Source organism: Sphingomonas leidyi, assembly GCF_011761945.1.
GTDB classification, from domain to species: domain Bacteria; phylum Pseudomonadota; class Alphaproteobacteria; order Sphingomonadales; family Sphingomonadaceae; genus Sphingomonas; species Sphingomonas leidyi.
Genome location: NZ_JAASQV010000001.1, coordinates 831,610 through 846,820 on the forward strand (window position 1 = coordinate 831,610; position 15,211 = coordinate 846,820).

General features: G+C 68.3%; 12 protein-coding genes. 11 read left to right on the forward strand and 1 reads right to left on the reverse strand.

The features are described from left to right. Positions 1–423: 423 nt before the first annotated feature. From FHR20_RS04120 to FHR20_RS04170, 11 genes are all read left to right on the forward strand, one after another. Positions 424–1,605: an FRG domain-containing protein gene (locus FHR20_RS04120; protein ID WP_208413392.1), complete on the forward strand. Its 1,182-nt coding sequence runs from the start codon at positions 424–426 to the stop codon at positions 1,603–1,605. 169 nt (positions 1,606–1,774) lie between these two features. Next, positions 1,775–2,419 carry an XrtA/PEP-CTERM system exopolysaccharide export protein gene (locus FHR20_RS04125; protein ID WP_086129062.1) on the forward strand — a complete coding sequence of 215 codons (645 nt, stop codon included), beginning with the start codon at positions 1,775–1,777 and terminating at the stop codon, positions 2,417–2,419. Between the two features lie 10 nt (positions 2,420–2,429). Next, positions 2,430–3,944 (forward strand): XrtA system polysaccharide chain length determinant, encoded by a 1,515-nt coding sequence (locus tag FHR20_RS04130; protein ID WP_167298341.1) that lies wholly within the window; start codon positions 2,430–2,432, stop codon positions 3,942–3,944. 1 nt (position 3,945) lies between these two features. Next, positions 3,946–5,085, forward strand: coding sequence for an AAA family ATPase (locus FHR20_RS04135; RefSeq protein ID WP_243857114.1), 1,140 nt, complete (start codon positions 3,946–3,948; stop codon positions 5,083–5,085). Further along, positions 5,082–6,677 carry a hypothetical protein gene (locus tag FHR20_RS04140; RefSeq protein ID WP_341786403.1) on the forward strand — a complete coding sequence of 532 codons (1,596 nt, stop codon included), beginning with the start codon at positions 5,082–5,084 and terminating at the stop codon, positions 6,675–6,677. Before FHR20_RS04135 ends, FHR20_RS04140 begins: the two co-directional genes overlap by 4 nt. A 17-nt stretch (positions 6,678–6,694) precedes the next feature. Next, positions 6,695–7,870: an ExeA family protein gene (locus FHR20_RS04145; RefSeq protein WP_167298342.1), complete on the forward strand. Its 1,176-nt coding sequence runs from the start codon at positions 6,695–6,697 to the stop codon at positions 7,868–7,870. An 8-nt stretch (positions 7,871–7,878) separates the two neighbouring features. Continuing rightward, positions 7,879–8,733 carry an XrtA system polysaccharide deacetylase gene (locus tag FHR20_RS04150; RefSeq protein WP_167299363.1) on the forward strand — a complete coding sequence of 285 codons (855 nt, stop codon included), beginning with the start codon at positions 7,879–7,881 and terminating at the stop codon, positions 8,731–8,733. After that, a complete protein-coding gene (locus tag FHR20_RS04155; RefSeq protein WP_167298343.1) occupies positions 8,730–9,803 on the forward strand; it encodes a FemAB family XrtA/PEP-CTERM system-associated protein in 1,074 nt (357 codons plus the stop codon). Before FHR20_RS04150 ends, FHR20_RS04155 begins: the two co-directional genes overlap by 4 nt. Then, the gene (locus tag FHR20_RS04160; protein ID WP_167298344.1) at positions 9,803–11,053 is read left to right on the forward strand and encodes a TIGR03087 family PEP-CTERM/XrtA system glycosyltransferase; all 1,251 of its coding nucleotides are present in this window, start codon (positions 9,803–9,805) and stop codon (positions 11,051–11,053) included. Before FHR20_RS04155 ends, FHR20_RS04160 begins: the two co-directional genes overlap by 1 nt. Before the next feature lie 80 nt (positions 11,054–11,133). After that, a complete protein-coding gene (gene xrtA / locus FHR20_RS04165) occupies positions 11,134–12,687 on the forward strand; it encodes an exosortase A (protein ID WP_208413395.1) in 1,554 nt (517 codons plus the stop codon). 88 nt (positions 12,688–12,775) lie between these two features. Next, positions 12,776–14,668 carry an XrtA/PEP-CTERM system amidotransferase gene (locus tag FHR20_RS04170; RefSeq protein WP_167298345.1) on the forward strand — a complete coding sequence of 631 codons (1,893 nt, stop codon included), beginning with the start codon at positions 12,776–12,778 and terminating at the stop codon, positions 14,666–14,668. Between the two features lie 38 nt (positions 14,669–14,706). On the opposite strand, the gene FHR20_RS04175 is transcribed toward FHR20_RS04170, so the two are convergent. Beyond that, entirely contained in the window at positions 14,707–15,159 is a 453-nt protein-coding gene (locus FHR20_RS04175) for an MAPEG family protein (protein WP_167298346.1), read from the reverse strand. Between the last annotated feature and the right edge of the window lie 52 nt (positions 15,160–15,211).

Below are 15,211 nucleotides of genomic sequence, written 5' to 3' on the forward strand. Positions count from 1 at the left end.
AGGAAAGCTTGGCGCAGGCAAAAATGGAGTTGCGTGTTGTTGCGTCAGTGCAACATATCCCGCCCCGGAACGCGCCGTTGCGGAAATGGTTCCGCGGTCGCCGGCGCATCCGTTCATTCCGGTCCAAAAATTCCCCGTGGCGGCCATTGCCGCGACTCCGACGGCCATGGTTAGGCGGGGCAACGCCTGGGCAGAGTAAATATGTCGGATAACTTCAATTACATAGCTTTCGGTAACCCCGATTATGTCGAGGGGAAGATCAAGACGATCGGGATGAACCGGGCGCGCATGTTCGAATATACGCCCACCGACATCGAGGAGCGGCTTGGCGATCTGGACGCAAGCGCCGTCGCCTTCCTGGAGAAGCTGCCCACTTTCCTCTGCAGCGAGGTCATCCGCAAGGGCAGGGGCGAAGGCGTCTCGATGCTCGTCAAATATGGCCGGATCGACGAGACCGAGGCGGGGCGGAGGGAAGTGTCCACCCGGTTCGAGACGCTCATCGATTTCGGCGAGGTCGACTTTGCCGACCTCGACCAGGCCCGTGACCTGTTCGGCGCCGATGCCTATCAGCTCTTTCGCACGCATTGGGCCGTCAGGGCGGGGGATGCGCAGGCGATCTTGGCCGAGTTGGCGAAACTGAAGCCGGGCCTCAAACCTGTTCTCGCGAAACTGGTCGCGCAGCAAGTCGAGCCGGGGGCCGCGGCACCGCCGCCGCGTATCCGGGAGACGCTCGGCGTCGCCGGCAGCGTCGAGGCCTTCCTGCAACTGCTGTACAAGCTGTCCGGCGATGGGCAGGCCGACGGCGAGCCGTCCAGCGACGAAGACACCGAAAGCTTCTTTCGCGGGCATGACGATGCGCGCTTCGAGCTGACGCCGTCTCTCTTGCGGAAATCGGCGGATGGCGCCTGGCAGTTCATGCCGAACGAGGACCGGCTCTGCAAAGAGTTGCTCATTGCCCATTATGACGAGTTCCAGGCCGATCAATATTGCTTCGACCGCCTGGTCCGCATGCAGCATTACGGGCTGCCGACCCGGCTCCTGGATATTTCGAGCAATCCGCTGGTTGCGCTGTTCTTCGCCTGTCACGGGAGGGACGGGCCGAGCGACGTCGACGGTGAAGTCATCGTCTTTCGCGTGCGATCGGACGACGTGAAATATTACGACTCCGATACGGTGAGCTGCCTGGCCAACATCTCCAACCTGACGTTCGAGCAGAAGAACGCCATGAACTTGAACCTCGCTATGGAGGCGTTCAACAGAACCGAGGTCGCCGGGAAGCTGTTGCATCACATCAAGTCGGAAAAGGGCTTCTTCGAGCCTCGCATGGTCCCCGACGATCTCAGGTCGATCGTTTGCGTGAAGGCGAAGCGAACCAACACGCGGATCAAGTCGCAGGCGGGAGCCTTCCTGCTCTACGGGCATGACGCGACGCTTTCCGAGGATGGCCAGGAGGGCATGGCGATTTCCCGGATCACGATCACCGACAAGGCGCACATCCTGCGCCAGCTCGACAGCATCAACGTCAATGCGACTACCGTGTATCCGAGCATCGACCAGACGACCGTTCATCTTCGGGAGCGATATCGGGGAGGGCGTTGCGCCTGAGCGGGCGCGGTCCCGCTCCGGGAATGCGTGCCCCAACGGGATAAGGCGACGAACGGTCCGCAAGGCCTAACCCGATATTTACCTCTCGCCCCCATAGCTGAGCGTGATCCTGTGCGGGTTGCTGCCGAGACGTCGGCGGCGCGTCTGCCCGCCGGGAAAGGAGCTCGGCATGCGTTTCATCGGTTTCGGCAGGACAATTCTGGCTCTCGGCGCGGCGGCGGCGCTGCTGGCGGGGTGCGGCGGCGGGGGCGGCCGCCCGGAGCTGCCGCCCGCGGCTGCGGTAACGCAGCGCGAAGTGCCGAGCGACGAATATGTCATCGGCCCGATGGACCAGCTCCAGATCTTCGTGTGGCGCAATCCCGAGCTGTCGGCGAAGGTGCAGGTGCGCCCCGACGGCCGCATCACCGTGCCGCTGATCAGCGACATGCCGGCGGTGGGCAAGACCCCGGCGATGCTGGCGGACGACCTGAAATTCGCGCTGAGCGAGTATATCAAGGATCCGATCGTCTCGGTGATCGTCGAGAATTTCAACGGGACATACAGCCAGCAGGTCCGCGTCGTCGGCGCGACCGAGAAGCCGGCCTCGATCCCCTATCGCGCCAACATGACCCTGCTCGACGCGATGATCGCGGTGGGCGGCCTCAGCGAGTTCGCGGCGGGCAATCGCGCGCGGCTGGTGCGCTACGACCGGCAGACCGGCAAGCAGACCGAATACAAGGTACGCCTGGGCGACCTGCTGAAGAACGGCGACATCAAGGCGAACGTCAAGCTCGAGCCGGGCGACGTGATCATCATCCCCACGAGCATGTTCTGAGGTAGCGCGGGTGGGGAGCCTCTACGACGAGCTGCGCGGCGCACTGCACGCGATCTGGCAGCGGCGCTGGGTGGCGCTGGCGGTGGCCTGGGGCATCTGCCTGGCCGGCTGGCTGGTGGTGTCGCAGATGCCCAACAACTATGAATCGCGCGCGCGCATCTTCGTGCAGCTGCGCCAGATCATCCCGACCGACGGGACGACGGCGCTCAACCAGCAAAAGGATCTCGACCGGGTCCGCCAGACGCTGACCGCGGCGGTGAACCTGGAGAAGGTGGTGCGCGGCACCGACCTGGCCCGCACCGTGGCGACCGACCGCGACGTGGCGGACCGGGTGGCCGGCCTCCAGAAGGCGATCAAGCTGACCGCGCAGCAGGACAATCTGTTCGAGATCAGCGTAACCGCGCCGAGCGGCAAGCTCGCCCGCCAGATCACCCAGAAGCTGATCGACATCTTCGTCGAGGCGAACCTCTCCGACAATCGCGACCAGTCGAGCCAGTCGCTCGACTTCATGGACCAGCAGCTCGACGCGCGGCAGAAGCAGCTCGCGGACGCCGAGGCGAAGAAGGCGGACTTCCAGAACCGCTATCTCGGTTCGCTGCCCGGCACCGGATCGATCGACGATCGCGTCTCGGCGGCGCGCACCCAGCTCGCCCAGATCCAGTCCGATCTGGCGGCGGCGCAGTCGAGCCTCAACGTCGTCAACGCCCAGATGGCGAGCACCCCGGCCAATGTCGCCGGCGCTGGCGGCGGCGCGGTGACCGGCCCGGCGCGGGCGCGGCTCGCGGCGATCCAGGGCCAGCTCGCCGACGCGCGGGCCAAGGGCTATACCGACAGCCATCCCGACGTGATCGCGCTGAAGAACCAGCTCGCTGCGGCACAGAGTGCGGCGGCGCGCGAACCGGTGGTGAGCGGCGCTTCGGCCGGCGCTTCCAATCCGGTCTATATCGGCCTGCAATCGATGCGGGCCGACAAGCAGGCGACCGTCGCCGCGCTGATCCAGCGCAAGGCGCAGATCGAAGGCGACCTCAACCTGCTCCAGGCGAAGATGGCCGAAGCGCCGGGCGTGGCCGCCGAACAGGGCGAGATCGAGCGCCAATATCAGGTGCTCAAGGGCCAGTACGACACGCTGCTCGCCCAGCGCGAGCAGATGAAGATCGCGAGCCAGGCGCAGAATGTCGCCGATGCCGACAAGTTCAACGTGGTCGATCCGCCCACCCAGCCGCGCGCACCGAGCTCGCCCAACCGGCCGCTGCTGCTCACCGGCGTGCTGATCGCCGGCCTGGGCGCCGGCCTGGCCGCGGCCTTCGCGCTGGGAAAGCTGACGACGACCTTCCCGACCGCCGCCAAGCTCGAAAAGGCGAGCGGCATGCCGGTGATCGGCGCGATCGGCGAAGTGGTGACCGCGGCGCAGACCGCGATGCGCCGCAGGAAGCTGGTGCTGTTCGCCGGCGGGCTGGCCGCCTTGTGCTTCGCCTATGTCGGGCTGATCGGCGTCGAGTTCCTCCAACGCGGCATGGGAGCCTGAGATGAACGACCAGACTCCCCGCCGGCTCAAGGGGTCGCTGCTCGAACGGGCGGCGTCTTCGTTCCATTATGCGCCCCCGCCGATCGAGGCGCCGGAGGAAACGCCGGCCCCGCCGCCGGTGCGCAAGCGCGCCATGGCACCGGCGGCGCAACCCGCGGTGGTGGCCCCGCCGCCGGTGCCGCAGCCCCCGGTGCCGCAGCCCGAAGCCCAGGTCGAGCCGGCGCCCGTGCCGCCGGCGCCCGAGCCGGCCCGGGTGCAGCAGGTGCCCGAACCCATCATCGAGCCCGAGCCCGAGCCCGAGCCCGCTCCCGAACCGGTGCAGCCGGCGCTCGCGCGCGGCATCCCCGCCGAGCCCGAGCCGCAGATCGCCACCGCACGCCCGGCCGGACGCCGCACGGCGTCGCTCGACCGCGACGTGCTCGAACGGGGCGGGATGCTGATGCCCGGCGCGGCGATCACGCCGCTGGCCGAGGAGTTCCGCATGGTGAAGCGCCAGCTGCTGCTCACCGCCCGCGCCGTTGCCGCCAAGGATACCGCCAAGGCGGCCGACCGCGCCCGCATGATCCTGGTCTGCTCGGCCCAGCCGGGCGAAGGCAAGACCTTCTGCGCGATCAACCTCGCGCTCTCGATGGCGACCGAGAAGGACGTTGAGGTGCTGCTGGTCGATGCCGACTTCCCCAAGCCGGACGTGCTGCCGCGCCTGGGCCTGCCGGACGGCCCGGGCCTGCTCGACGTGCTGGCGGGATCGGTGGCGAGCGTCGAGGACTGCATCATCGACACCGACGTGCCGCAGCTTTCGGTGCTGCCGGCCGGCGCGCGCTCCATCAGCGACACCGAGCTGCTGGCGAGCGATCGTGCCCGCGCACTGCTCGACGGGCTGGCCGAGGCCAATCCGCGCCGCATCGTGATCTTCGATTCGCCGCCCGCGCTGGCCGCGTCCCCCGCATCGGTGCTGGCGCTGCACGTGGGGCAGGTGATGCTCGTGGTGCGCGCCGACAGGACCAGCGAGGGCGATCTGCGCCAGGCGGTGAACACGCTCGATGCCTGCGAGCATATCCAGCTCGTGCTCAATTCCGTGTCGTTCCAGCCGGGCGGGCGGCGGTTCGGCAGCTATTACGAATATGGGGAGGAAGGCCGGTGAAGCGGCTCATCGTCACGGGCGCGGCGCTTGCCGCCGTCATGGCCGCCGCGCCGGCCAGCGCGCAGCGCGCGCGCATCACGCCGTATATCGATGCGAGCCAGGTGGTCGCGGCCGATCTCAACGGCGGCGACGTGCTGACCTATTCGACGATCGGCGCGGGGATCGACGCCTCGGTCCAGTCGCGCCGCGTCGAGGTGCAGGTTAGCTATCGCTACGAGCACCGGTTCGATTATCAGAACAAGCTGAACAACGATCACACGCACAGCGGCCTGGCGACCGTGAAGGCGAAGGTGGCGCCGGGCTTCTCGATCGAGGCGGGCGGTATCGCGACGCGCACCCGCTCGGACATCCGGGGCGACGTGCAGACCAGCAATGTCGGCAATTTCAGCAATTCGGCCCAGGTCTTCTCGGGCTATATCGGGCCGAACGTGGCGACGCATCTGGGGCCGATGTTCGTCAACGGCGCCTATCGCTTCGGCTACACCAAGGTCGAGGCGCCCGGGCAGACCGGCGTGGCGCCGGGTCAGCCGCGGCTCGACAATTACGACGATTCCAAGGTGCATGTCGCAACCGCCAGCGTCGGCGTGAAATCGGGCACCGTGCTGCCCGTCGGCATCACTGCCAGCGGTGCCTACACGCGCGAGGATGCCGGCCAGCTCGACCAGCGCTTCGAGGGCAAATATGGCCGCGGCGACGTGGTGCTGCCGGTGGCGCAGGGCCTCGCCGTGGCAGGCGGCGTCGGCTATGAGCAGATCAAGATCACTCAGCGCGACCCGCTGCGCGATACCGCCGGAAACCCGGTGGTCGACGGGGCGGGGCGCTTCAAGACCGATCCCAATTCGCCGCGCCGCATCGCCTATGACCTGGACGGCGTGTTCTGGGACGCGGGCGTGATCTGGCGGCCGAGCCGGCGCACCTTCCTGGAGGCGCGCGTCGGCCGCCGCTACGGCTCGATGAGCTATACCGGCTCGCTCAGCTATCAGGCGAGCCCGGGCAGCGGCATCCAGATCGGCGTCTATGACACGGTGCAGACCTTCGGCCAGCAGCTGAACGGCCAGCTCGCCACGCTGCCGACCGCGCTCGCCAGCACCACCGATCCGTTCGGCAACCAGTTCTCGGGCTGTGTCTACGGCACCACGGGCGCGGCGGCGGGCGGCTGCATGAACGGGGTCTTCGCCTCGGCGGCGACCTCGGCCTATCGCGCGCGCGGCGTGACCGCGGTGGCGGTGGCCGGCCGCGGCGGCACCCGTTTCGGCATCGGCGGCGGCTGGGCGCGGCGCGACTTCATCGCGCCGGCGGGCGGCACTGCCTTCACCACCAACGGCACCAGCGACACCAGCATCTACGCCCAGCTCTTCGCCTCCACCGATGTGGGTCCGAACGGCGCCCTTCAGGGCAGCATCCTCGGCAGCTATTACAATAGCGACATTCCGGGGAATGACGGGATTTACGGTTGGGGAGCGAATACGGCCTATACCCATCGCTTCGGGCGGCTGGGCGCGACCCTTTCCGCGGGCGTGTTCGGGTTCGAGCGGGAGGGCCAGAGCTCGGCCAGCGCCCAGGCGCTGCTGGGATTGCGTTACGGTTTCTAAGCGTCGGGACGAAGCACATGTACGACGACCATTACGGATTGAGCGGCCGGCCCTTCCAGCTGACCCCGGATCCGAAATTCTGGTTCGACACGGCCACCCACCGCAAGGCCATGGCCTATCTCGGCTATGGCCTCAGCCAGGGCGAGGGCTTTGTGGTGATCACCGGCGATCCCGGCGTGGGCAAGACCACGCTGATGGGCCATCTGCTGGGCGAGATCGATCGCGAGCGGCTGAACGTGATCAAGATCGTCTCGACCCAGCTGCGCCCCGAGGATCTGCTGCGGCTGGTCTGCCAGGGGCTGGGGATCGACTCGTCGAACCTCAACAAGGCCGAGATGCTGGGCGCGATCGAGCGCGGGCTGCACACCGTCGCACGCACCGGGCGGCGCACGCTGGTGGTGGTCGACGAGGCGCAGTCGCTGCCGATCGAGAGCCTGGAGGAGCTGCGCATGCTCTCCAACTTCCAGGCCGGCGGCTATCCGCTGCTGCAGATCTTCCTGCTCGGCCAGCCCGAGTTCCGTCTCACGTTGAGCGATCCCCGTCTCGAACAGCTGCGCCAGCGCGTGATTGCGATGCACCACCTCCAGCCGATGCAGGTGGATGAAGTCGAGCCCTATCTGATCCACCGCCTTTCCTGCGTCGGCTGGCGGGGCAAACCGCGCTTCACCAACGATGCGGTGGCGGCGATCCATCGCTGGTCGGGCGGCAGCCCGCGCCGGATCAACCAGCTTGCCAGCCGCGTGCTGCTGTTCGGCGCGGTCGAGGAGATGGAGACGTTCGGCGCGCACGAACTGGCCGCAGTGATCGCGGACCTGAACGACGACACGCCGGTCTCGGGCTATCGGCCCGCGCCGGTGGCGGCGCCAGCACCTTCGCCCGCGCCCGCGCCCGCGCCTGTGCTCGCGCCCGCGCCGCAGCCGGAACCCTATGAACTGACCGATGTCGCGCCGATGCCGATGGGCGCCCCGGTGCCGCCGCCGCGCCCCGCCGATCCGGTGCCGCTGCGCCCCGAAATGGCCGTGCCGGCGAACGATCCGGCGCTGCAGCGCCGCATCACCGAGCTGGAGGGCCAGGTGCGCGACCAGGACGAGGCGCTGCGCCGCGTGCTGGGGTTGCTGGTCGACTGGGTGGAGCAGGGCGAAGGGCAGGGCCGCCGTCCCGACCTTTCGGCCATCCGCGGGAACGCGGCCTGATCCGCATGGTGGTCAACGCCCTCTCGGTCGATGTCGAGGACTGGTTCCAGGTCGGTGCCTTCGAGAACACGATCCGGCGCGATGCGTGGGATTCGCTCGAGCACCGGGTCGAGGCGAACACCGACAAGGTGCTCGCGCTGTTCGAGGCGGGCGGCGTGAAGGCAACTTTCTTCACGCTCGGCTGGGTGGCGGAGCGCTATCCCGCGCTGATCCGCCGCATCGCCGAGGCCGGGCACGAAGTCGCCAGCCATGGCTGGGACCATCAGCGCGTCTTCACCATGGGGCCCGAGCAGTTCCGCGCCGACCTGGCCACCGCCAGAAAGGCGCTGGAGGATGCGAGCGGAACCCGGGTGACCGGCTATCGCGCGCCGAGCTTCTCGATCGACCGCCGCACGCCCTGGGCGCATGAAGTGCTGGCCGAGTCGGGCTATGCCTATTCCTCCAGCGTCGCGCCGGTGAAGCACGATCATTATGGCTGGCACGATGCGCCGCGTGGAGCCTTCTGGCCGGTGCCGGGTGCCGAGCTGGTCGAGATCCCGATCACGCTGGCGCGTTTCCTGGGCCGCGAAGTGACCACCGGCGGCGGCTTCTTCCGCCTGCTGCCGGGCGAAGTGACCTATCGCGCGGTGCGCGCGGCGAACGACGCGGCGCGCCCCGCCATCTTCTATTTCCATCCCTGGGAGATCGACCCGGGCCAGCCGCGGGTGCAGGATGCGCCGTTCAAGTCGAAGCTGCGCCATTATAGCCGGCTGGGCGCGATGGCGGGCAAGCTCGAGACGCTGATCGCGGGGCACGCATGGGGACGGATGGACGAGATCGCGAGCCGCGAAGCGGAGCGGCTGAAGGCGGAGCGGCGCAAGTGAACGCGCCTCTGCTGGCCAAGCCCGTGGCGCTGCGCATCGCCGATCTGGGCAACGCGATCGAGCGGGCGCGGATCGGGGCGTTCGTGCACGATCACCCCGAGGGCACGCCCTTCCACTTGCCGGCCTGGAGCATCGCGGTGGCGCGGGGCTGCGGGCAGCGGAGCCATTATCTGGTCGCCGAGAATGCCGGGGGCGACCTGGCCGGCGTGATGCCGCTGACCGAGATCCGCTCGCCGCTGTTCGGCAACGTACTGGCATCGGCGGGGTTCGGCGTGGGCGGCGGAATCCTGACCCACGATCCGCGCATCGTCCCGCAGCTGGCCGAGGCGGCGTGGACCCTCGCCGGCCAGCGGAAATGCCCGGTGGTGGAAGTGCGCGGCGGGCCGCTGCCCGGGCCGGAATGGCGGGTGGACGACACGCGCTATCTCGGCTTCGTGCATGCGCTGGCCGAAGACGACGCCGCGCAGCTCGCGGCCATCCCGCGCAAGCAGCGCGCCGAAGTGCGCAAGGCGCTGGAGAACGACCTCGACGTCGCGACCGGCTGTAATCCCGGCGACATCGCGGCCCATTATGCCGTCTATGCCGAGTCGGTCCGCAATCTCGGCACGCCCGTATTTCCCCGGACTCTGTTTTCCGAGGTTTTACGCGAATTTGGCAATTCGGCGGACGTGCTTATAGTCCGCCGCGGCGGGGTGGCAGTGTCGAGTGTCTTGAGCCTTTACTGGAACGGCACCGTGTATCCCTATTGGGGAGGCGGCACGCGGGAAGCGCGCGCGCTGCGTGCCAACGACCGCATGTATTTCGAGCTGATGCGCCATGCCCGCACCCGCGGCTGCCGGCGCTTCGATTTCGGCCGCTCCAAGACCGGCACCGGCGCCGCTTCGTTCAAGAAGAACTGGGGCTTCGATCCGCAGCCGCTGACCTATTACGAGCGGGTGGCGGAAGGCGCCAAGGCGCGCGACGCGAGCCCGGTGAACCCGAAATATTCGCTCCAGGTGCGCGTCTGGAGCAAGCTGCCCCTGTGGATCGCCAATCGCGCGGGTCCCCTGATCGCGAAGGGTCTCGGCTGATGGGCGACATCCTCTTCCTCGCGCACCGCGTTCCCTATCCGCCCGACCGGGGGGACAAGATCCGCGGCTTCAACATCCTGAAATATCTCTCGACGAAGAAGCGCGTCCACCTGATCGCCTTTGCCGACGACCCGGCCGACCTGAAGCAGAAGGGCGGGCTGACCAAATATACCGGCAACCGCTCGATCGTGTGGCGGGCCAAGTCGCAGCTGGTGGCGGGGTTCCAGGCGCTGGTCCAGCACCGGCCGGTGTCGCTCACCGCGTTCGATAATGATGCGCTGCGCCAGGCGGTGGAGAACATCCTCGAGCGCCACCGGATCGACACGATCTACGTCTTCTCGAGCCAGATGGCGCAATATCTTCCGCCGCGGCCGCGCCAGCGCGTGATTATGGACTTTGTCGACATGGATTCGGCCAAGTTCGCCGCCTATGCCAAGAGCAGCAAGGGCCCGATGGGCTGGATGCTGGGCCGCGAGGCGCGGCTGCTGCTTGCGCACGAAAAGGCGATCGCGGGGCGGGCCGATGCGAACCTGTTCGTGAGCGAGGCGGAGGCGGAGCTGTTCCGCCAGCGCACCGGCGCCGACCGGGTGCATGTGATCGAGAACGGCATCGACACCGACTATTTCGATCCCTCGGCGCATTTCAAGCGCGTCGACGTGATGGGGTCGACGATCGTCTTCACCGGCCAGATGGACTATCGCCCGAACATCGAGGGAGTGACCTGGTTCGTCGAGACGATCCTGCCGCATATCCGACTGGCCCATCCCGACGCGCGCTTCATCATCGTCGGCCGCAACCCGACCGACGCAGTGAAGGCGCTGGCCAGGCATCCGGGCGTGGCGGTGATCGGCGAAGTGCCCGACGTGCGCGGCTGGCTGGCCCAGGCCGCGGTGGTGGTCGCGCCGCTCAAGCTGGCGCGGGGCATCCAGAACAAGGTGCTCGAGGGCATGGCGATGGCGCGGCCGGTGGTGGCGAGCGAAGCCGCCGCGACGGGCATCGACCATGGCGGCACGATCCTGGTGGGCGCGACGGTGGGCGAGATGGCAGAGCACGTCACCCGGCTGCTCTCCAACCGCCGCAAGGCGGCCGAGCTGGGCGAGGCGGCGCGGCAGCGCGTGATCGACCGCTACAGCTGGGAAGCGCGGCTGAGCCCGCTCGACGAAGTGCTCGGCCAGCCGCTGCGCCCCGCCAAGGAAGAGCGCGTCTCCCGTATCACCGACGTGCCGAAGAAGCCGCGCCGGGCGGCGTAATTCGCTGTCTCCGTTACCCATTTCTTCGTCATTCCCGGCTATTCTCCCGGCGTCCCCGCGGGGATGACGGGAGAATTTGCTTGGCCGAGATATCGATCCCCTCAGGCGTGGGTGCCAGCAGCAAGGGCCCCGCAGTTGCCGTGTTCGACGCGCGCTGGAAGCGGCATGCCGCGATCCTGGCCGGCGTGTGGCTGGCGCTGCTGGCGATCTTCCACCGCGACACCGCGGACCTGGCGACGATCTACTGGACCAACACCACGTTCGGGCATTGCCTGTTCATCGCGCCGGTGATCGCCTGGCTGGTATGGCAGCGCCGGGCCGAGCTTGCCCGGGTGGCGCCGCAGGGCTGGTGGCCCGGCCTCGCGGTCGTCGCGGCGGGCGGGTTCGGCTGGATGGTGGGCGATGCCGCGGGCGTGGCGCTGTTCCGCCACGCCGGGCTGGCGCTGATGCTCCAGGGCGCAGTGGTGACCGTGCTGGGGCCGAACGTCGCCCGGGCGCTGCTCTTCCCGCTCTGCTACATGGCGTTCCTGGTGCCCTTCGGCGATTTCCTCGAAGGGCCGCTACAGGACATCACCATCGCGATGGTGATGCCGATGCTGCATCTGTTCGGCGTGCCCGCCAGCGTGGACGGCGTGCTCATCACCACTTCCAACGGCTATTTCGAAGTGGCCGAGGCCTGTTCGGGCGCCAAGTTCGTGATCGCGATGATCGCGTTCGGCGTACTGGTGGCCAATGTCTGCTATGTCTCGTGGCGCCGGCGCGCGGCCTTTCTGGTCGCGGCGATCGTGGTGCCGATCCTCGCCAACGGCCTGCGCGCCTTCGGGACGATCTATGCGGCCTGGTGGACTTCGGTGGAGGCGGCGACGGGGTTCGACCATATCGTCTATGGCTGGGTGTTCTTCGCGCTGGTGATGGCCGCGGTGCTGGCGATCGGCTGGAAATGGTTCGATCGCGACCCCGATGCGCGCTGGTTCGATCCCGCGGCGCTGCAGGCGGTGCCGGCTCGCCGGGCGGATGCGCCGGTCGCGGGGCTGCTGGTGCTGCTGGTGGCAAGCCTGTTCCTCGGCTGGTCCAGCTTCAACGATGCGCGCGCGGCGCCCGTGCCGGCACGCGTGGCGCTGCCCGATCTGCCCGGCTGGCACCGCGTGCCCTCCAGCATTCGCGCGGCCTGGTCGCCCAACTTCCCGGGCGCGGACCATTTCCTGATCGGCCGCTATGCCGATGCGACGGGCCGGAGCGTCGACCTGGCGGTAGCGGTCTATGCGACGCAGCACGAGGGGCGCGAGCTGGTCGGCTTCGGCATCGGTGCGATCCGCGAGAATGATCGCTGGGTGAAGATCGAGGACCTGGGCCCCATCCGCCGCGGCACCGCGCTGCGCATGACAGGCCCCGGCCGCATCGAGCGCGAAGTGGTCACCTGGTACCGGATCGGCGGCGTGCTGACCGGCAGCGACAAGCGCGTGAAGCTGGAGACGCTGAAGACCAAGCTGCTCGGCGGCAGCCAGGCCGGCGTGGCGGTGCTGCTCTCGGCCGAGCAAGGGAGCGACAAGGGCGCCCATGCGACGATCCAGGACTTCCTGGGCGCGCTTGGTCCCGTGGAGAACCTCGCCGATCGCATGGCAGGGGTGCGCTGACTTCCCTCCTGCCGTCATCCCCGCCATCGCAGGGATGACGGCAGGAGGGAGGCGGGCTAAGCCGGCACATATGAGGAAGCATCGCTGAATGTGCGGCATCGCCGGCCTGTATTATCCCGCCCTCGCCAAGCCGGTGGACCCCGCGCGCATCGTGCAGATGACCGATGCGCTGGTCCATCGCGGACCGGACGGCTCGGGGGTGTGGACCAGCGCGGGCGTGGGGCTGGGGCATCGGCGCCTCGCGATCATCGACCTCGAAGGCGGCATCCAGCCGATGGCCACGCCCGACCAGGGCCTGGTCGTCACCTACAATGGCGAGATCTACAATTTCCGGGAAGTGCGCGCCGAGCTGGAGGCCAAGGGCGCCCGCTTCGCCACCGACAGCGATACCGAGGTGCTGCTGCACGGCTGGCGGGCCTGGGGCCCCCGGATGCTCGACCGGCTGAACGGCATGTTCGCCTTCGCGCTCTATGACGCCGGTGCCCAGAGCCTGTTCCTGGCGCGCGACCGGTTCGGCGTGAAGCCGCTCCATTATGCCGAGCTGTCGGACGGAGCGCTCGCCTTCGCCTCGGAGCTGAAGGGGCTGCTCGCGCATCCGCTGTTCCGGCGTACGCCGGACTTCAAGGCGGTCGAGGACTATCTGGGGCTCGGCTATGTGCCCGACGATTCCTCGATCCTGGCGGGGGTGCGCAAGCTGCCGGCGGGGCATTTCCTGTTGCTGGAGCGCGGCAAGCCGGTGCCGCAGCCGCAGCGCTGGTGGGACATCGACTTCTCGCAGCGCGCAAGCGGCAAGCTGCGCGACCTCGAGGCCGAACTGATCGACCTGATGCGGAGCGCGGTGCGCGCGCGCATGATCGCCGATGTGCCGCTCGGCGCGTTCCTCTCGGGCGGCGTCGACAGCTCGGCGGTGGTGGCGCTGATGGCCGAGGCGAGCAAGGCGGCGGTGAAGACCTGCACGATCGGCTTCGACGAGGCGGATCATGACGAGACCGGCTATGCCCAGATGGTCGCCGAGCGCTTCGCCACCGCGCATCGGACGCGCAAGGTGGCGGCGGACGATTTCGCGCTGATCGACACGCTGGTGGGCGCGTTCGACGAGCCCTTTGCCGACGCCTCGGCGCTGCCGACCTACCGGGTGTGCGAACTGGCGCGCGAGAGCGTGACGGTGGCGCTGTCGGGCGACGGCGCGGACGAGGCGCTGGCCGGCTATCGCCGCTACCGGTTCTTCGCCGCCGAGGAACGCGCGCGCGCGCTGCTGCCGCAGGGGCTGCGCGAGAATGTGTTCGGCACGCTCGGCCGGCTCTATCCCAAGGCGGACTGGGCGCCGCGCCCGTTCCGCGCGAAGACGACATTCCTGGCGCTGGCCGAAGGGGGCGAGTTCGCCTATCCCAAGGCCGTGGGCGTCACCGGCCCGGCGCTGCGCAACGCGCTCTATTCGGATGCCATGAAAAAGGCGCTGGCCGGGCACAGCGCCGAGCAGCGCTATACCGATACGATGCGCCAGGCGCCGGCCCGCGATGCGCTCGACCGTGCGCAATATGCCGATATCCGGCACTGGCTGCCGGGCGATATCCTCACCAAGGTCGACCGCACGAGCATGGCGGTGAGCCTGGAGGCGCGCGAGCCGCTGCTCGACTATCGGCTCGTCCAGTTCATGGCGACGCTGCCGCCGTCGCTGCGGATCAGGGCGGGGCAGGGCAAGTGGCTGATGAAGAAGGCGATGGAGCCCTATCTGCCCAAGGATGTGCTCTACCGGCCGAAGATGGGCTTCGTGACGCCGATCAGCGCCTGGTTCCGCAAGGCGCTGGCCGATGAGGCGGCTGCGCTGGGGCGCTCGAAGCTGCTCGCCAGCACCGGCTGGTTCGACCTGCACGCGATCGAGAAGCTCGCCGCCGATCACAAGGCGGGGCGGGCGGAGCATGGCCGGACGCTCTGGCAGCTGCTGATGCTGGAGCGCAGCCTGAACCGGATGTTCGGCTAGTCCTCAAAAATCCCCCCCCCCCGGAGGGGGAGGATTGTTCAACCGGCGCTCACCGTCATGGCCGGTGCGAAGACCGCCACCCCCGCGCTCGCCGTCAGCGTCACCAGCGCCAGGGTGGAGAGCAGGAAGAACAGGAAGCGGACCGAGACCTTGTTGAAGGTCGCCTGTACCAGGCTGTGCGCGATGCGCAGGAGCACATAGGCCCATGCGAGCCACAGATTGGGGCCCTGGCCCTGGCCGAGCAGCGCGAGCGTCAGTGCGATCGCATAGAACAGCGTCGGCTGCTCGTGCAGATGGTTGTAGTTGTGTGCCTTCCACTGGACCGCCGGTGGCAGCACCTTGTCGGCATCGGTGCCCTTGCTGCCGATCAGCTTGCCCATGTCGATGCCTGCCGCCTTCATCGCGGGAACGCGGGTGACGATCGTCCAGACCAGCATGACGAGCGTCCAGGCGACGAGCACCACCACCGGCGCCAGGATTTGACTATGCATTGCAGCCCCTCCCACTGCGTGTGAAGCCGGGAGGCTGGCCCAATCGGTTCGC